The following is an 18,020-nucleotide window of genomic DNA, read 5'->3' on the forward strand; positions in this document are numbered from 1 at the left end:
TATATCAAAAAAAAAGAGGAGCAATTAGCTCCTCTTTTTAGTTTCAAAAGTTTCAATCTAGTTACTCATTCACCAATTGAACAAATCCTTGTTCAGATTTTGATTGACCGTTTAAATCAATAATTGTAAATTGATAAAAGTAAGTACCATCAGTACACTCAGCTCCTGAATTATCTTTTTGTCCATTCCATTTGAAGTCTACATCAGTACTTTCAAACACAACGTTCCCCCAACGGTTAAGAATAACTATTTCCAAAGATTGTGCATTTTCTGCATTTAAAGTAAAGAAGTCATTAACTCCATCTCCGTTTGGTGTAAATATATTTGGCATTTCATAACCTAAAGGAAGTGTTACAGTTACAGTTCTTGAAGTTTCATCAGAACAGTTTCCTTTTTCTGTCACAAGTGTCACAGTATAAACACCTTCTTGATAATATGTTGAATACTGGTCACTTAAATCTCCAACTATATTTGATTCTCCGTTTCCAAAGTCCCAGTAATAAGTTGTTGCAGGATCAGAATTATTTACAAAAGTAACATCTAAAGGTGCATAACCAGATTCAGGTGTAGCCTCAAAAGAAGCTGTCGGCGGTGGTTCTTGCTCTAAGAAAATACTATCCATTACAGTACATACGTCATCTTTAATGGAGAAGTAATACCATCCTGAAGGCTTATTCCCCCAAACAGTTCCGTTAATAAAATCAGTACTATTTGAACCTGGACCTATCCATTTATATACTGGCGTTCCAGTATAGCCAGATTGGTCTCCATAACCAAAAACAATTCCATTATCTATTCCACATTCTGCCATCTGTTGTTTTAAAGAATCAATCTTTAAGGTTTGGTTTACATTTATAGTCGTGGTATCTGTAAACTTAAAGCCACAGGAATCAATTGAAGTAACTATATATGTAGTCTCACCATTACTAAGTGCTTCCGCAAATGCATTCGCCCCTGTTTCTCCATTACTCCACTCGTAGGTGTAAGGAGGAAATCCATCTTCGGTATATGCCCATATCGGAACACTATCATTTGCACAAAGTAAAGAAGTATCAGAGGCTGTTACTGTTGAAATTGGTTTGTCAGTAATCCATATTGTTCCTTCTGAAAAAACGGTATCACCACATGGTGTTATTGAATAAGCTGTAATTGTAACACTTTCATCTGGTTCGACAACACCATCATTTACTGGACTAATTGTTAAGGCAATAGTATCTACTCCGGGTAAAAAAGTTATAACACCACCAGGAGCAAAAACAGGATAATCATCGACTTCTAAAGCAGTACCACCAACTGTCAACACAACATCTAAGGTATCTGCTAATTGATTTTGAGGTCTAACAAGGTTAACAGTCGCTTCCATACATCCTTCAACAAGTAATGTATCAGAATAGCTCTGGTCTGTTTCAATTTTAATATCTACAACTGCAGATGAAAATGAATTTGCTTCTAAGAAAACTCCAGAATCTAGTCCTGAATCGAAAACATTTGAAATCGCCAACTTAATATGAAAAGTATCACTACATGTTAGACTTGAATTTGCGGGTAAAAGAACTGTACTCCCATTATAATCTGACATTGGCAATCCCGCAGCAGAATAAATTGGATTATATGATGTTGTAAAATAAATAGCATTCGCTTGCCAATTTGGATCTACTGCCGCACAGTTGGCCGCAGTCCCCCCTCCTGTTGGCACACCTCCATTCACAGAGTTTATCCCTACAGGGATATTATTGGAATTTGGTACAGTGGCTATATTTACAGCATTATTGGTATATGGGCCTGAGATTCCTGGTCCTGAAATAAAAAATCCAAAAACATCGTTGTAGTTAGAACATGTATAACCAGAATATTCCATTGAAGAGAAAATATAATTAAAGGACAATGTATCACCTGATGGTACAAAATCAAATTCAATAATTGCACCATTGGTTATATTACCACCAATCGCAGCTAAATCGGGATCATTCGTGACTTGACCTCCATTAGTATGCATCAAAACTCCTCCGCTTATTGGAAAACCAGGGTCAGTATTCGAAAATCTTCTTACACTTGATTGAGTTTGATTTGCTTCAGCTGCACTTCCGTTATAGGTAATATTAAAGGCATTTATACCAGCGCCTAAAAGCACATCTTCAACTGCTTGAGCAGGTGTCATTGTTGGTTGAATTAAATTCATTTGTTGTGCAGAAACCCCAAAGGAGAATAACACTATAATAGAGAGTAATAAATGTTTTATCATAATTAATAGTTTTAAAGACGTGTTGTTAAGTTAACATTAAAACGTTTTGAAAACTAATATGGTTGCATCTTATTATGAAATAATTAACAATTATAAGCCATATAATGCAAAATCAAAACTTTAACACAACCTTGCAATTGACTGAACCAAGATAATTTTCTAACTTTACTGCAAAAGAAATTCTATGAAAAAAACACAAGATTTTATACAAAAAAATCAACAACGATTTTTAGATGAACTATTTGAATTACTTCGCATTCCTTCGATTTCAGCTGACCCAGAACACAAAGGTGATGTAAAAAAAGGTGCGGAATTAGTTGCTCAACATTTAATTGAAGCTGGAGCTGATAATGTAGAAGTTTGTGAAACTGCTGGTCATCCAATTGTTTATGGTGAAAAAATCATTGACAAAGATTTACCAACCGTTCTCGTTTATGGTCATTATGATGTTCAACCAGCAGACCCAATTGAATTGTGGGATTCTCCAGCTTTTGAACCAGTAATTAAAAAAACAGACATTCATCCTGAAGGAGCAATTTTTGCACGTGGGGCATGTGACGATAAAGGTCAAATGTTCATGCATATAAAAGCATTCGAAGCCATGAGCAAAAGTGGTGAAATGCCTTGTAATGTAAAATTCATGATTGAAGGTGAAGAAGAAGTTGGTTCAGAAAATCTTGGTATTTTTATTAAAGAACAAAAAGAGAAACTTGCAGCGGATATTATTTTAGTTTCTGATACAGGAATTATCTCTAATGAACATCCTTCAATCACAACAGGATTACGTGGTTTGAGCTATGTAGAAATTGAAGTAGTTGGGCCAAATCGCGATCTACACTCTGGTTTGTACGGTGGATCTGTGGCTAATCCAATCAATGTGCTTTCAAACATGATTGCCCAGTTACATGACGATAAACATAAAATTACAATTCCAGGATTCTACGACAAAGTAGAAATTCTTTCTGATGAGGAAAGAGCTGAAATGGCTCGCGCTCCGTACGACGAAGATGAGTACAAAGCTTCAATAGACATTAAGGATGTACAAGGAGAAGAAGGATACTCAACACGCGAAAGAGGTTCTATCAGACCAACACTAGATGTTAATGGAATGTGGGGTGGCTATATCGGTGAAGGAGCGAAAACTGTTCTTCCGTCGGCTGCATTTGCTAAAATTTCAATGCGATTGGTTCCTCATCAAGATCCAGATGAAATTACAGAACAATTTAAAACATACTTTGAAAGTATCGCACCTGATTCTGTAACTGTAAAAGTTAAACCACATCACGGTGCTATTCCTGCTGTTACACCTATTGATTCAAATGGATATATTGCGGCAAGTAACGCTATGGAAAAATCTTTCGGGAAAAAACCTATTCCATTGAGAAGTGGTGGAAGTATTCCAATTGTAGCACTGTTTGAACAAGTGCTAGGATTGAAAACAGTTCTAATGGGATTCGGATTAAACAGTGATGCAATCCATTCTCCAAATGAGCATTACGGTGTATTCAACTTCAATAAAGGGATAGAAACAATTCCTTACTTCTTTGAAGAATTTGCAAAACTTGAAAAACAATAATGAAAAGCTTAAAGTTTATTTTCGCCATTCTTGCCTTTTTGTTTCTTACAACAGGTTGTATTGAAAACCCAGAGTTTAAAGGAGTTTCAAACTTCAAAGTTGATCAAATCAATCAGGGCAAGCTTGCTTTCAACGTTGATGTTTCAGCATACAACCCTAATTGGTATAATCTAAAGGTGAGAAAATCAACCCTCAATATATACCTGAATGACCAATATGTTGGAGAAGCATTTTTACTAGATAAGTATAAAATGAAGCGAAAAACCACAACTTTGGACAATGTTCCTGTGGAAGTATTACTTGAACCCGGCATAATGATGAAATTGGTCAAAATTGCCATGGGAGGAAATGTAAAACTAAGGCTCGAAGGTAAACTCAAAGCCTCTGCGTTTGGGATTCCTGTAAGCAAACAGGTAGATCAAACTAAAGAACTCAATCCAAAAGATTTAGATATAAATTTAAAAGATTTAATCGGATTCTAAAAAGTGAAATGACAATGCACACCAATGATTTAATTAATTCAAGTAGTCCATATTTATTGCAACATGCGCATAACCCTGTCAATTGGGTTGAATGGAGCGAAAAGGCGTTTGAAAAAGCAAAGCAAGAAAACAAACTTGTACTGATTAGTGTAGGTTATTCTGCTTGTCATTGGTGTCATGTCATGGAACGCGAAAGTTTCGAAAATGAAGAAGTCGCAGCTTTAATGAATAAATATTTGGTTTGTATAAAAGTCGACAGAGAAGAACGACCAGATGTAGATCAAATTTACATGAATGCTGTTCAACTCATGACGCAACAAGGTGGTTGGCCTTTAAATTGTTTTGCTTTACCTGATGGAAGACCAATATTTGGAGGTACTTATTTCAGAAAAGATCAATGGATGAATGTTATCCAACAACTTTGGAATACTGTTCAAGAAGACGAAAAACGTGTTTTAGAATATGCTGAAAAACTTACCGATGGAGTCATCAATTCTGAGCTTGTAAAACCCGTTGAAGTAAAACAAGATTTTGATCCGATTCAACTCGAAAACATGATTCAAATTTGGAAGAAAAATTTTGATTTTGATCATGGAGGAAATGACAGAGCTCCTAAATTCCCGATGCCGAATAATTACGAGTTTTTACTGAATTATGGTGTACTCAAAGATGACAGAACACTAATTAAACACACCCATTTCACCTTACACAAAATGGCTTTGGGTGGAATTTATGACCAAATTGGTGGTGGTTTTTCACGTTATTCAGTTGATCATCAATGGAAAGTACCACATTTTGAAAAAATGCTGTATGACAATGGTCAATTATTATCGCTTTACGCAAAAGCCTACACTCACCAAAATGAATTGCTCTATAAAGAAGTAATCTCACAAACAATTGATTGGCTCTTTCGTGAAATGCGACATGAAAACAAAGGTTTTTTCTCGGCACTTGATGCAGATTCAGAAGGTGTTGAAGGAAAATACTATACCTGGACAAAAGCTGAACTTCAAGAAATTCTTAAAGATGATTTTCAATGGTTTTCCGAATTTTACAATGTCAACGCACAAGGTTATTGGGAAAATGAAGTATATATACTTCTTCGAAACCACAGGAAGGAAGAATGGTGTAGGGAAAACAATATTACCCTTGAGGAATTTAATGAAAAACTTAAACTTGCTCATCAAAAACTAAACGAGGTTAGAGCAAAAAGAATTAAACCCGGATTAGATGACAAACAACTAACTGCCTGGAATGCTATCACCATAAAAGGATTAGCTGATGCTGGACTTGCACTAAACAATTCGTTTTATATTCAAGCGGCGGTTGATGCTGCAAATTGGATTTTAGAATATCAATGGGATGAAAAAACAAGCCAATTGTTACGAACAAGAAAAGACGGGGTTTCAAAAATCAATGGTTTCCTGGAAGATTATGCCAATGTAATTGATGCTTTCATCACTTTATATGAAGCAACATTTGACATTAAATGGTTAGAAACTGCAAATAAACTAACCGATTTCACCATTCAGCATTTTTATGATGAAGATTCTAAAATGTTCTTTTTTACAGATAAAGATTCAAAATTAATCACACGAAAACTTGAGATTAATGACAATGTCATTCCGGCTTCGAACAGTATCATGGCAAGAAATTTATTTAAAATAAGTAAGTTTTACTATTTGAGTAAATATGAAGAAATGGCCAAGCAAATGTTATCAAACATTTACAGTCAAATATCACAATACGGTTCAGCATATTCTAATTGGGGAATTCTAGCTTTAGCAATGAATACTCCATTTTACGAAGTAGCGATAACAGGCTCCAAATCAAAAGAACAAAGAGCGATACTTGGGAAAGAATATATTCCAAATGCAATATTTGCAGGTGGAAATAAGATGAACATTCCTTTTTTAGAAGACAAGAACTTTTCTAAAGAAAGTATGTTTTATGTCTGCGAAAACTTCACATGTCAAGCACCTACAGATTCCATAAAAGAAACTTTAAAAAAATTAAAGGCATAAAAAAAGTCCATCCGAAGATGAACTTTTCTAATATTATTTAAGTCTATTTTACTCTAAAAAATTAGAATAAAACTCCATTATTGTATAATCTGTTCCTTCAAAGTTTACGGTTCTTACACCTGTTGAAAGTAAGAATCTCGTAATTACTCTTTTTGCTTGTTGATCTTGATTTACTAAATCAATTCTAGCAAGATTCGTATTATCATCAAAACTTACATTAAAGTAATCTGTATAATATTGTGATGATTTTTCAACATCTTCAGTCGTAACTTCACTTGGCATAGTAAATTCGATAAAGTCTTCAGCTAAATTCTCTTTCAAATTTGCTGCCGTCCCCTCCACTGTTGCTGTTTGGGCAAATCCTAAACTAGTTAGAAATGCCATTGCGAATAGTATTATTAGTTTTTTCATAGTTCAATGTTTTATAAGAAGACTTAATAATATTATAAAAAGTTGCTTTTACAAAGAAATAGTCTACTTTTTTTTAAATGTTACTCATCAAATCAACTTTATTTAAGGAGAAAAAGGCAAATGTTATGCCAAGAGTTTTTTGCATTTTTGCAAAAACGAGAATATGCATCCTTTTTACACACCAAATACCATTGAAGCAGGTTGCGACGAAGCTGGAAGAGGCTGTCTCGCTGGACCAGTTGTTGCTTCTGCAGTTATTCTACCATTAAATCATGGTATTGATGCCCTGAACGATTCCAAACAATTAAGTGAAAAGAAGCGTCAGGCCTTAGTACCTATTATTAAAGAAAAAGCAATTGCGTATGGTATTGGATATGTAACTCCACAAGAAATTGATGAAATAAACATTTTGAATGCCAGCTTTTTGGCTATGCATAGAGCCATTGATCAACTTGTTGTACACCCCGAATTATTGTTAATTGATGGGAATCGATTTAATCCATACCCCAATATTCAGCATCAATGTATTATTAAAGGAGACACGCTTTATCAAAGTATTGCTGCCGCTTCCATTCTCGCAAAAGAATCAAGAGACGACAGTATGAGGAACCTACATCTTGAATTGCCTCACTATAATTGGCAAAAAAACAAAGGTTATCCAACAAAAGCACATAAAGCAGCCATTCTTCAAAATGGAATTAGCAAACATCATAGAAAGTCCTTTAAATTATTTCCGAATCAAAAATAAACTTACAATGATTGATTTATTAGCGCTTACAACAATAAATCGTTAATAAAAATCACAAATGCCTTACAATTATTTATTTTTAAGCTTTAGCTTTGAAAAAAATAGATGAATGAAACGTTTTCTTCTTATTAGCATTGTTATCGCTGCCATTGCATGGATTGGCTATTCTACCTATGAACTGTGGTTAAATACCGACAATACCATATCTCCTGAATATGTTTTTTGCGATCAAGATGAGTCCATTCTCTTGATTAACAAGTTTGATGAAACAAAAAGTGCAAATTATTTTAATGCAATTCAGAAGAATCCACTTGCCAATTCTTTAAGTAATTTAGATTCAATTGGTCAATTAGAGTTAAAAATTTATGCCAGTGGAAATCGTCCAATTGTTATTTTCGAAAAAGAAACCAAATGGAAAGATGAAGAAGTACTGCTCATCAAAAGCCATTTCAAGCTAACACAACTTGATTTCACGAAAAAAGGTGGTCATTTTATGGTTTCACAAAACTTCGAAGCATGTCAAAAAAACGAGGAAACTGATGATTCAAGAATAGATTTCCTAATTGATGGAGATAAAAAAGCCTCCGCTAATTTCTGGAAAAAAGAAAATGACCAATGGAAAAGAACAGACGTTTATAATTTAAACAAAGGATTTTTCGAATACCGCTCAAGTGATCCTGAAGCAATTTATGGAGAGGCTGTTCAAGATATTCCTGTGTTTTCTTCCGTAATTCCGTATTCAAGTTCAACTTATTCATTTAAGGAACGATTTTACGCTGCAGAAAATGACAGTGTTTTTAAAAATGGACCTATGAATGCTTGGGTTGACAAAGGATTTGTTAAATTAAATTACAATGGAAAACCTGTTATTGTGAGTGATTATCGTTCACAGCAAAAACCAAGTTTAATCTTAATTGAACAAGCCCAGAACGAAGACTCTGTATTCGTAATGGATGACATGCATTCTTTTAGTGGATTTCAATTCACCAAAGACTTTCCAACCGTAAAAAACAGTCGAATTTATGTCATAGAAATTGAAGACAAGGTTTTATTGGTTGAATCAAAAAATACGGCCCGAAAAATATTAGTTGATTATCAATTGGGAAAAACCCTAGCTTTAAGTCCAGAAAGGCAAGATCAATTTTTTGGTGGACTTCCTTCCCATGTAAACTTAAGAGACATTTCTACAGATAAAAAAGCAAGTTTAACATGGAAAAATAAATTACTTTTTGAGGTGAATACAAAACCACCAAACGAACAATTGAACATAAAAGACAAAACCACTTGGTCGGCCTCAGCAGATTTCGAACCCTACAATTTAGTTCCAATAACAGATCATCTGCGTAAAGGAACCTCTGTTTTGAGTTACAATCAATCAGGAAAATATGAATTAATTGGACCTAATGGTAACACCATCTGGAAAGGTGATTTAAAGACACCAATTAAAGGAAAAGTAAAAGTGATTGATGTATTTGACAATAATAAACATCAATTCATTTTCAAAACCAATAAGCAAGTTCACTTAATTGATTTGAATGGAAATACAGTTGGAGGTTTTCCATATCAGTCACAACATGTGTTAACTTCTGGTTTCAGCGACTTTGTATGGAATGGAACAAAACGTTTCTTAATTGGAAATGAAAAGGGAGAAATCATAATGTTGAACAGTGCAGGACAAGAACTAAATATTATACAACTTGGAAGTGAAGCGATTATTTCGACACCTTTTGCCTTAAATATAAAGGGAAATTTACGTGTTTGGGGATTAAATGCTTCACTTGAGCAATTATTAGGTTATCTTGAAACTCCCGCCAAAGCAAAAAGATTAGGCAAAACTAGTGGGCAAACAGCTATTAAACACAACGGAAAAGTAGTCTCCTACTTTGAAAAAGATGGAAAAATATATAGCCAAAAAACGAAATCAAACGGAACACTCGAAAAAGTGAAGCTCATTGAAGAAGGAAAAATATTTGATGTTAATGAACAACATTTAATCATTTCAAAAGGAAATTACTTTAAGGTGCTTGACCACCATCATGATATTATCTACAGCAAACAATTACCGTTTAATGAAGTTGGTAGTTTTGAATTTGTTGAATCGCAATCAACTACAATTGTACTAGATTATCTACAAAACAAGATACATGCGTATAACAAAACTGGAGATGAGTTAAAGGACTATCCGAAAGAAGGACGTAATTTATCTTTCAGTGCCTATAACAAATACGATCAAACGTTATACACTTACACTATAATTTCTCAATCGATTATTTGTTTTAAAAGTAAACTATAAAATTCCTACAGAATGAAAAATACAAGTCAATTCTTACTATTATTCGTAATGATGATTTCATTATTTTCATGTGATCAAAAAGAAAAATCTAATGAATCTCCAACGACGGAGCTTCAAGACTCTTTAGTTACTGAATACAAAAAAACAAGCGAGGATGAACTTTTTGCCAACCACCCGAATGCAAAAAAAATGAAGGAAATTGAGGAGCGAATTGATCCCAATAATCGTGTGGAATCTTTGTACTGGGAAAAACAAACAAAAAACGGGTCGCAATTTACAAAAGTAGCTGCCTTCATCAATGATGATGGACAACCAATGAAAATTACAGAATACTTTATTGATGGAAATTTCCAACCTCAAGGCCAAAGACATTATTTCTTAGAAGACAATAATATGATCGCTTTTAAAGAACAAAAAGACACTTGGATTGATTCATTAAACACAATGTACACGGAAAAGAGAACGATTTATCAAGACAATGCGCCTGTATTAACACAAGTTCGTTCTGCCAAATCATACATAGAAATTGAAGAAAAAAAATGGAAAGACATTGGTTTGGAACACCATTCAATTGAAAAAGTCAATAATATTTTATCTGGCGAAGGTCAATTCCAAACGCATTTTATAAGTGTAATTAAAACCGACCAACTTTATCTATTATTAGGAGAGGCTAAACCAAAAACTGAAGAAAGATATACCACTGCGGTTCGTGTTGATGAAATGACGCCTTTTATTGAGGATTTACTTCAAAACTTGGATGAATATAAATTCAGACCCGTTTATATTCAATTTACAGTAGTTGGAGGAAACAATACACCGGAATATAGAGTTTTGACAGATATCAAATGGAAAGAGAAAGTCAAAATATAATACGTTTCAAATATCTCATTAATTTTGCAACATGATTGATCAAATAATAAAATTTGCATTCGAAGAGGACATTCAAGAAGGAGACCATACTTCACTGTCTTGTGTTCCAGAAAATGCAACTGGAAAAGCCAAGCTATTGGTAAAAGAAGATGGAGTTCTTGCAGGAATGGAATTGGCAGAAAGAATTTTCAACTACTACGATAGCGATCTTAAAATCACAGCATTTAAGAAAGATGGAGATACAATAAAAGTTGGTGAAATTGCTTTTGAAGTTGAGGGTAAATCACAATCCATTTTAGCTACAGAAAGAATTGTTCTCAATTTTATGCAAAGAATGAGTGCAATTGCAACACAAACAAGATCGGTGGTTGACAGTATCAAACATACAGATGCTAAATTATTAGACACAAGAAAAACAACACCTGGAATTAGAGCCATTGAAAAATGGGCGGTGAAAATTGGTGGTGGACACAATCACAGATTTGGACTTTATGACATGATCATGATTAAAGACAATCACATTGATTATTCTGGTGGAATTGAAGCGGCTATAACTAAAGCTAATCAATATATACAAGATAAAGATCTTGACATCAAAATCGAAATTGAAGTACGTGATGAAAAGGAACTAGATGAAGTTTTGGCCATTGGAAATGTGGATAGAATCATGCTGGATAACTTTACGCCTGAAAAAATTAAAGAAGTTCTTTCTAAAATCCCTTCGAACATTGAGACGGAAGCTTCTGGAGGAATAAATAAAAACAATATTGTTGGTTATGCAGAATCTGGGGTAAATTATATCTCTTCAGGTGCACTTACTCATTCTGTAAAATCAATGGACTTAAGCCTAAAGGCGATATACAACTAAACAAAGTAAAAAATGACACAGATTACCGAAAAATACATCACTGAAGCAACATTAAAAATTGATGGTTTAACAGAAGACAGTCTAGAACGAATTTCTGAGGCACATGTCTTGGCACAAGATGTATTTGTTGGATACATACTTTCATCTGCAGTAGAGTATGAAAACGATGCCTTACTCGATTATTTGATTTATTATTTCAATATTTTTTCAGAAGCATTCTCTATGCAAGGTGTTAAAATGAAAAAGATTGACGAAGAAATGATTGATGGTTTTCAAGAAGAATATATTCAAACTTTAGATGAATATATGGAGACTGATGATCAGGATTTAATTGCAAGTATGTGTAATCAGCCAATGATGGTATCTTTCTTAATTCACGAAATAACTGGTGAAGACGAAACCGGAGCTGTCATGGAAGAAGATCTTGCTTCTCATGTATTTATCGTGGGAGTTGCAATGATTGCATTGATGAATAGAGCAATTATCAAAGACTAAAATAATTATGGAAGCCAAGGCGATTGTTAACAAAATGATGGAAAAGGATGCTTTTTCTCAATGGTTGAACATCGAAATCCTTGAAATTAATCCAGGTTTTTGTCAATTAAAAACCTCGGTTCTTCCGGAAATGGTAAATGGTTTTAATATTGCGCACGGCGGAATTTCCTATAGTTTATCTGACTCTGCTTTGGCCTTTGCTGCCAATGCATACGGGAAACAATGTGTGAGTATTGAAACCTCTATTTCCCATACTCGACCAGCCAAAATTGGAGATGAATTAATGGTTACCTGTACAGAATTAAACAGAGGTAAAACCATCGGAATTTACGAAGTTAAAATAAAAAACCAAGCTGATAAAATCATTTCCTTGTTCAAAGGAACGGTACATATTTCTGATCGAGATTGGTCATAAAAACACCATTACAGAGTTAAACTCCCATAATCCAGCGAATAATTTTCAATTTCTTTAAGGAATAAGGTGGATATTTTATACTCGGATCAAGCCAGGTTGCTTTGTCCAAGACACTTTTTTGATGGCTAAATGTATCGAAACCTGCTTTTCCATGGTAATTTCCTATTCCACTATTCCCCACTCCTCCAAACGGAAGATTACTATTCACAATGTGCATTATTGCATCATTAACAGCTCCTCCACCAAATGAAAGTTCATCAATGATTCTATGTTTCACTGAGCGCTGACCTGTAAAAACATAACATGCTAAAGGCTTAGGTAATTTTTTCACTGCTGAAATGGCTTCAGAAATATTATCATAGGTGATAACGGGTAAAATTGGACCGAAGATTTCTTCCTGCATAACATCATCTTCAAATGTCACATCATGCATGATCACTGGAGGGAAATAACGATTGCTTTCATCAAAATCACCTTGATAATAAAGCTTTTCCTCATCTATCATTTCTTTTAAACGCTGATAATTTTTATCATTAATGATTTGAACGTAATTTTCATTTTTAAAGGCAAAATCCATCTCAATGATGCGTTGCTTTAACTTTTCAAGAAATTCATCTTTGATCGAGGCATCCACCATTACATAATCTGGAGCAATACACGTTTGACCTGCATTTAAAAACTTACCCCAAACCAAGCGTTTTACAGCTACATCTAGATTACAACTTTTAGTGATAAAAGCAGGACTCTTCCCACCTAATTCTAATGTAACTGGAGTCAGATTTTGCGCCGCCGCCTTGTATACAATCTTACCAACATTGACACTTCCTGTGAAGAATATTTTATCCCATTTTAATTCGAGCAAATTAGTTGTTACCTCTACTCCACCTTCAACAACATGAAAAAAAGAAGCATCAAAATTATCGTTGATCATTTTTGCGATAATTTCACTTGTCGCTGAAGGGACCTCACTCGGTTTTAAGACAACAGTATTTCCAGCAGCAATTGCTGCAATAACTGGCGCAAAAGAAAGTTGAATTGGATAATTCCACGCGCCAATAACCAAACAGGTTCCTAAAGGTTCAGGATAAATAAAACTTTTTGCAGGAAAATTAATCATATTGGTGCGCACGCGTTTACGCTTCGACCATTTTCGTACTTTAGAAATGGCTTCATCAATATCTAAATACAATAAGGCTAACTCATTGGTAAAAGTATCAAACTTCGACTTTTTAAAATCAGCATAAATAGCAGCATTCATTGCTTCTTCATTTGCTTTCAGTATCGATTTCAGCAGTTTTAATTGTTTAATTCTAAATCCAATTTCTTTAGATGAATTCGTATTAAAAAAAGAATTTTGATCTGCGACTAATTGATGTAAATTTTGACTTTGCATACTCTAAAGTATAAATATTTAATGACAAACATACTAATCAGTAAAATTGTTCCATTATCATTCTTTCAATTCATGGGTTTAGAGTAGAATAATCATTCATTTTACTATATTTATGAACTTATTCTAAGGAGTTTTCATGCAAAAGAAATTTTTCAGTAATTTATTTTTCATCGTTCTGCTCAACTTGCTTATCAAGCCATTTTATATTTTTGGAATTGATGTACAGGTTCAAAATATTGTGGGCGCAGAAGATTATGGACTATACTTTACCTTACTAAATTTCTCATTTTTACTCAATATGTTTTTAGACATTGGAATAACCAATTACAACACTAAAAACACCGCCCAAAATCCGAGCACCGTTAGCAAATACATTGGCTCTTTTTTCGGATTAAAAATAATGCTAGGCATTTTATATTCCATTATTACAATAGGTTTTGCCTTAATATTAGGCTACTCTGATAAGGAGATGTACCTGCTTAGTTTTTTCATTCTCAATCAAGTTTTCATTGGGTTAATTCAATATTTGAGAAGTAATTTTGCTGGTTTACACATGTTTAAACTCGATGCTATCATCTCAGTGCTCGATCGTTTACTCTTAATACTTATTTCAGCATTTCTAATCTATGGTTTTTCATTTGAAGGAAGCTTTAAAATAGAATGGTTCATCTATGCACAAACCTTTGCCTACGGTGTTTCTTTATTGACAGCACTAATTTTGACCATTAGAAAAATCGGTAAAATCAAAACCAAAGCCAATCGTGTTTTGTCATGGGCCATTTTAAAACAAAGTACACCATTTGCGATATTAATCTTATTGATGTCCTTATACACAAGAATGGATGCCGTAATGCTTGAAAGATTATTACCTGACGGAAAAGCACAATCAGGAATCTACGCACAAGGTTTCAGGTTATTGGACGCTGTAAATATGTTTGCTTTTTTAGTTGCTGGACTATTACTTCCCATTTTTTCGAGGCTAATTGGAGAAAAACAAAATGTACGGCCAATTTTACAAGTGGCTGGTAAATTTCTTGTTGGCGTAGCTTTGATCGTTGGTATTGGTATGGCTTTCAATGCAAATTTGACAATTGAAACCATTTACCATAATAATACTGAAGATGCTGGAAATGTTTTTTTCTGGTTGATTCTAAGTTTTATTCCGTTATCAATATCACATATATTTGGAACATTACTTACTGCAAATCACAGTTTAAGGATTTTGAATCAAATGGCTATATTTGGTGTAGTGCTCAATTTCGGAATGAACTACTATCTTATTCCTCGATTTGAAGCCGAAGGTGCCGCTGTCGCTACCTTATGCACACAATCATTAACGGCGTTTCTACAACTTATTTTAGTGATGCGTGTTTTCCAATTTAAAGTTCATTGGAATAGTTTATTAAAACTAATAATGTTGGCAGTAGTTTTTATCCCTGTAGCTTATTTTGCGCATGAAAACATTGAAAATTCATGGAACATTATTCTCACTTTGGGTATCGGTTTTGTCCTAATGATAGCTTTAGGTTTGGTCTATTTTAAAGACCTCATTGCAATGGTCAAAACCAAAAGTTAATCCACACATCTATCTTTTAAGCACGGATTTGTTTAACGCGGTGAAGTGGTGTAAATTCTTCAATTTCTATATGATCCAATCCTTTTTTCTCAAAATTCAGGGTATAGATTAATCCTTCATCTGTTGGATAGTATTCGAAATCCTCTGTCAAAGAAAGGGCAATTCCTTTAGCATTCAATTTTGCCAATAGTTGATTTAAATCCGTTGGACCAAGAACTAAAACAGTTTCAATTAAGATTTTACCTTGAATTGTTTGTACCTCCACCTCTGCAAGATTTGTACGTTCTTCTATTTGAATATGCTGAATTGTCATTTTTTTAAATACGTTTTTCATAACTCTTGTTTTTAATTACACTACAAATGTAGAAGTCTAGAACGTAATCTATTTACGTAGTGATTTTTTTTAGCTAGAGCTTCAGGAATTTATTTATATAGTCTGCATTAAATTCCCGTTAAATACTTTATAAAAACCAAGAGTTTTCCTATCTTGCCAACACGCGATAAAAGCGATAATACAATAGAAAAATACAAACAATGAAATACGAAAGAATCGACAAAAGATTATTTGAAAGAAACAGAACGAAGTTCATGCAACAAATGAAAGCCAACACTGTTGCGATTTTCAACTCAAATGACATTTATCCAATTAGTGCAGACAGTACTATTCCATTTGAACAAAACAGAGACATGTTTTATTTATCTGGAGTTGACCAAGAAGAAAGTATTTTGGCGTTATTTCCAGATGCGTCTAACCCGAAACACCGTGAAATTTTATTCTTAAAAGAAACAAACGACCATATTGCTGTATGGGAAGGAGAAAAATTAACGAAAGAAGCGGCTTTTGAAACTACAGGAGTAAAAACTGTTTATTGGTTACAAGAATTTGATACAATTCTTAAGCAATTAATGGCTGAAGCAGAAGGGATTTACATCAACACAAATGAACATTTACGTGCAAATACAGAAACACAAACACGTGAAGATCGATTTATAAAACAATGGAAAAAAGACTACCCAGCTCATCAAGTTCACAAAAGTGCACCAATTTTACACCGCATTAGAAGTGTAAAAGAAGATATTGAATTAGACTTAATGCAGAAGGCATGTGACATCACTGAAGGAGCTGTAAAACGTGTATTGAAATTTGTTGAACCAGGTGTTTATGAGCATGAAATTGAAGCTGAAATCATCCATGAATTCATCAGAAATCGTTCAAATGGTTTTGCTTACACTCCAATTATTGCGTCGGGTAAAAATGCATGTGTATTGCATTACATCGAGAACAATCAACAATGTCAAAAGGGAGATGTAATCTTGATGGACTTTGGAGCGAAATATGCTAATTACGCTGCCGACCAAACAAGAGCCATCCCAGTGAGTGGACGATATACAGACCGACAAAAAGAGGTATACAACGCTGTACTTCATGTTAAGAAAGAGTCTGAGAAAATGCTTGTTCCTGGAACTTTAATTCCAGAATATCACCAAGAGGTAGGTAAATTAATGGAAGAGCAATTGGTCAATTTGAAATTACTTGACAAAACAGACATTAAAAACCAAAATCCAGATTGGCCAGCATACAAAAAGTACTTCATGCACGGAACTTCTCACTTTATAGGTTTAGACACACATGATTCTGGTTTATACCACAAACCTATTGAGGCAGGAATGGTATTTACATGTGAGCCAGGAATCTATATTCCAGAAGAAAATCTAGGTATTCGATTGGAAGATGATTTAATCATTCAGGATGGAAAACCTGCCAAAAACATGATGTCTGGAATTCCTTTAGAAATTGAGGAAGTAGAAGATTACATGAACAGTTAATCAAAGAGAAATAAATGATTAAAAATCAAAATATTTTGAATTACAGGATAGTCGGAAATGGCTATCCTGTTGTTTTTTTACATGGCTTTTTGGAATCAAACTCCATGTGGAAATCACTTTTACCTGAATTAGAAAAAATACGAGCTATTTGTATTGAACTACCTGGTCATGGAGAATCTCCGTTATTGTCTACTCCATTACAACTTGAAACGATTACTGATTCTGTAAAATCAACCATCAAAAGTTTAAATATTGAACAATTCTCAATCGTTGGACACTCGCTTGGTGGATATGTAGCCCTTCATCTTGCAGAGGATAAAAATTTAAACATAGACCGCCTTACCCTACTTCACTCCCATCCTTGGGCTGATCCTAAAAACAAAAAGAGAGATAGAGATAGAGTTGCCAAGATCGTTGAATACAATAAACTGATGTTTTTAAACGAGGCAATACCTAGTTTATATTACGAACCACAATTTTTCGAAACGAAAATTAATCAGTTAATCGAAGAGGCAAATGAAATGTCAGAACAAGCAATAATTCAAACATTAATTGCTATGAGAGACAGGGAAGAAAAAGTAAAGGTATTAGAGGATTGGAAAGATAAAATTTCAATTATTCAAGGAGAGTTTGATTCGTTAATTGACGCTCAAAAACTTGAAAAATTGGCAGAGGAAAATGGAAATGAATTTAACTTGATAAGGTCAATTGGTCACATGGGACATCACGAAAATAAAATTGAGGTGGCTAGATTAGTGAATTCTTTTGTAAGTAAAATTTAATTATAAACTCAACTTCCA

The 18,020-nt window shown here is 33.9% G+C and carries 16 protein-coding genes; 12 read left to right on the forward strand and 4 right to left on the reverse strand.

Translation table 11 applies throughout. The annotated features are described in order from the left end of the window. Positions 1 to 61: 61 nt before the first annotated feature. Positions 62 to 2,242 (reverse strand): choice-of-anchor L domain-containing protein, encoded by a 2,181-nt coding sequence (locus DXU93_RS07950; RefSeq protein WP_116880750.1) that lies wholly within the window; start codon positions 2,240 to 2,242, stop codon positions 62 to 64. Between the two features lie 184 nt (positions 2,243 to 2,426). On the opposite strand from DXU93_RS07950, the gene DXU93_RS07955 reads away from it, so the two are divergent. Genes DXU93_RS07955 through DXU93_RS07965 form a run of 3 tightly spaced genes read left to right on the forward strand, consistent with a single transcriptional unit; the run spans position 2,427 to position 6,324 of the window. Further along, entirely contained in the window at positions 2,427 to 3,818 is a 1,392-nt protein-coding gene (locus tag DXU93_RS07955) for a dipeptidase (protein WP_116880751.1), read from the forward strand. After that, positions 3,818 to 4,300: an NDR1/HIN1-like protein gene (locus tag DXU93_RS07960; protein ID WP_116880752.1), complete on the forward strand. Its 483-nt coding sequence runs from the start codon at positions 3,818 to 3,820 to the stop codon at positions 4,298 to 4,300. Before DXU93_RS07955 ends, DXU93_RS07960 begins: the two co-directional genes overlap by 1 nt. A 14-nt stretch (positions 4,301 to 4,314) precedes the next feature. Next, the gene (locus DXU93_RS07965; protein ID WP_240623440.1) at positions 4,315 to 6,324 is read left to right on the forward strand and encodes a thioredoxin domain-containing protein; all 2,010 of its coding nucleotides are present in this window, start codon (positions 4,315 to 4,317) and stop codon (positions 6,322 to 6,324) included. Positions 6,325 to 6,372: 48 nt separating this feature from the next. On the opposite strand, the gene DXU93_RS07970 is transcribed toward DXU93_RS07965, so the two are convergent. After that, positions 6,373 to 6,735: a hypothetical protein gene (locus DXU93_RS07970; RefSeq protein WP_123776089.1), complete on the reverse strand. Its 363-nt coding sequence runs from the start codon at positions 6,733 to 6,735 to the stop codon at positions 6,373 to 6,375. 163 nt (positions 6,736 to 6,898) lie between these two features. Between DXU93_RS07970 and DXU93_RS07975 the strand changes: the two genes are divergently transcribed. From DXU93_RS07975 to DXU93_RS08000, 6 genes are all read left to right on the forward strand, one after another. Continuing rightward, complete coding sequence (locus DXU93_RS07975; protein ID WP_116880755.1) at positions 6,899 to 7,483, forward strand: ribonuclease HII; 585 nt, start codon at positions 6,899 to 6,901, stop codon at positions 7,481 to 7,483. Between the two features lie 109 nt (positions 7,484 to 7,592). Then, complete coding sequence (locus DXU93_RS07980; RefSeq protein WP_116880756.1) at positions 7,593 to 9,776, forward strand: hypothetical protein; 2,184 nt, start codon at positions 7,593 to 7,595, stop codon at positions 9,774 to 9,776. Between the two features lie 12 nt (positions 9,777 to 9,788). Beyond that, positions 9,789 to 10,646 (forward strand): hypothetical protein, encoded by an 858-nt coding sequence (locus DXU93_RS07985; RefSeq protein WP_116880757.1) that lies wholly within the window; start codon positions 9,789 to 9,791, stop codon positions 10,644 to 10,646. A gap of 31 nt (positions 10,647 to 10,677) precedes the next feature. Continuing rightward, positions 10,678 to 11,514: a carboxylating nicotinate-nucleotide diphosphorylase gene (gene nadC / locus DXU93_RS07990; protein ID WP_116880758.1), complete on the forward strand. Its 837-nt coding sequence runs from the start codon at positions 10,678 to 10,680 to the stop codon at positions 11,512 to 11,514. 12 nt (positions 11,515 to 11,526) lie between these two features. Next, positions 11,527 to 12,009: a hypothetical protein gene (locus DXU93_RS07995; protein WP_116880759.1), complete on the forward strand. Its 483-nt coding sequence runs from the start codon at positions 11,527 to 11,529 to the stop codon at positions 12,007 to 12,009. Positions 12,010 to 12,016: 7 nt separating this feature from the next. Next, positions 12,017 to 12,424: a PaaI family thioesterase gene (locus DXU93_RS08000; RefSeq protein ID WP_116880760.1), complete on the forward strand. Its 408-nt coding sequence runs from the start codon at positions 12,017 to 12,019 to the stop codon at positions 12,422 to 12,424. 16 nt (positions 12,425 to 12,440) lie between these two features. Here the strand turns inward: DXU93_RS08000 and DXU93_RS08005 are convergent, their stop codons facing one another. Beyond that, positions 12,441 to 13,817 (reverse strand): aldehyde dehydrogenase, encoded by a 1,377-nt coding sequence (locus tag DXU93_RS08005; protein WP_116880761.1) that lies wholly within the window; start codon positions 13,815 to 13,817, stop codon positions 12,441 to 12,443. A gap of 136 nt (positions 13,818 to 13,953) precedes the next feature. On the opposite strand from DXU93_RS08005, the gene DXU93_RS08010 reads away from it, so the two are divergent. After that, positions 13,954 to 15,393, forward strand: a complete 1,440-nt coding sequence (locus DXU93_RS08010; RefSeq protein ID WP_116880762.1) for an oligosaccharide flippase family protein — start codon at positions 13,954 to 13,956, stop codon at positions 15,391 to 15,393. A gap of 16 nt (positions 15,394 to 15,409) precedes the next feature. Here DXU93_RS08010 and DXU93_RS08015 read toward each other — a convergent pair whose 3' ends face one another. Continuing rightward, entirely contained in the window at positions 15,410 to 15,727 is a 318-nt protein-coding gene (locus tag DXU93_RS08015) for a hypothetical protein (RefSeq protein WP_116880763.1), read from the reverse strand. 200 nt (positions 15,728 to 15,927) lie between these two features. On the opposite strand from DXU93_RS08015, the gene DXU93_RS08020 reads away from it, so the two are divergent. Both DXU93_RS08020 and DXU93_RS08025 read left to right on the forward strand, forming a co-directional pair. After that, positions 15,928 to 17,220, forward strand: coding sequence for an aminopeptidase P N-terminal domain-containing protein (locus DXU93_RS08020; protein WP_116880764.1), 1,293 nt, complete (start codon positions 15,928 to 15,930; stop codon positions 17,218 to 17,220). 14 nt (positions 17,221 to 17,234) lie between these two features. Then, complete coding sequence (locus DXU93_RS08025; RefSeq protein WP_116880765.1) at positions 17,235 to 18,002, forward strand: alpha/beta fold hydrolase; 768 nt, start codon at positions 17,235 to 17,237, stop codon at positions 18,000 to 18,002. Positions 18,003 to 18,020: the final 18 nt, after the last annotated feature.

The sequence above is a fragment of the Brumimicrobium aurantiacum genome (genome assembly GCF_003402975.1).
GTDB lineage: Bacteria > Bacteroidota > Bacteroidia > Flavobacteriales_D > Crocinitomicaceae > Brumimicrobium > Brumimicrobium aurantiacum.

Excerpts from the sequence above, each read along its gene's own strand:
- DXU93_RS08000 (WP_116880760.1), top strand. The coding sequence starts at position 12,017 with ATGGAAGCCAAGGCGATTGTTAACAAAATGATGGAAAAGGATGCTTTT.
- nadC (WP_116880758.1), top strand. The coding sequence starts at position 10,678 with ATGATTGATCAAATAATAAAATTTGCATTCGAAGAGGACATTCAAGAA.
- DXU93_RS07980 (WP_116880756.1), top strand. The coding sequence starts at position 7,593 with ATGAAACGTTTTCTTCTTATTAGCATTGTTATCGCTGCCATTGCATGG.
- DXU93_RS07995 (WP_116880759.1), top strand. The coding sequence starts at position 11,527 with ATGACACAGATTACCGAAAAATACATCACTGAAGCAACATTAAAAATT.
- DXU93_RS07965 (WP_240623440.1), top strand. The coding sequence starts at position 4,315 with ATGCACACCAATGATTTAATTAATTCAAGTAGTCCATATTTATTGCAA.
- DXU93_RS07970 (WP_123776089.1), bottom strand. The coding sequence starts at position 6,735 with ATGAAAAAACTAATAATACTATTCGCAATGGCATTTCTAACTAGTTTA.
- DXU93_RS07985 (WP_116880757.1), top strand. The coding sequence starts at position 9,789 with ATGAAAAATACAAGTCAATTCTTACTATTATTCGTAATGATGATTTCA.
- DXU93_RS07960 (WP_116880752.1), top strand. The coding sequence starts at position 3,818 with ATGAAAAGCTTAAAGTTTATTTTCGCCATTCTTGCCTTTTTGTTTCTT.
- DXU93_RS08020 (WP_116880764.1), top strand. The coding sequence starts at position 15,928 with ATGAAATACGAAAGAATCGACAAAAGATTATTTGAAAGAAACAGAACG.
- DXU93_RS07975 (WP_116880755.1), top strand. The coding sequence starts at position 6,899 with ATGCATCCTTTTTACACACCAAATACCATTGAAGCAGGTTGCGACGAA.
- DXU93_RS07955 (WP_116880751.1), top strand. The coding sequence starts at position 2,427 with ATGAAAAAAACACAAGATTTTATACAAAAAAATCAACAACGATTTTTA.
- DXU93_RS08015 (WP_116880763.1), bottom strand. The coding sequence starts at position 15,727 with ATGAAAAACGTATTTAAAAAAATGACAATTCAGCATATTCAAATAGAA.
- DXU93_RS08005 (WP_116880761.1), bottom strand. The coding sequence starts at position 13,817 with ATGCAAAGTCAAAATTTACATCAATTAGTCGCAGATCAAAATTCTTTT.
- DXU93_RS08025 (WP_116880765.1), top strand. The coding sequence starts at position 17,235 with ATGATTAAAAATCAAAATATTTTGAATTACAGGATAGTCGGAAATGGC.
- DXU93_RS08010 (WP_116880762.1), top strand. The coding sequence starts at position 13,954 with ATGCAAAAGAAATTTTTCAGTAATTTATTTTTCATCGTTCTGCTCAAC.
- DXU93_RS07950 (WP_116880750.1), bottom strand. The coding sequence starts at position 2,242 with ATGATAAAACATTTATTACTCTCTATTATAGTGTTATTCTCCTTTGGG.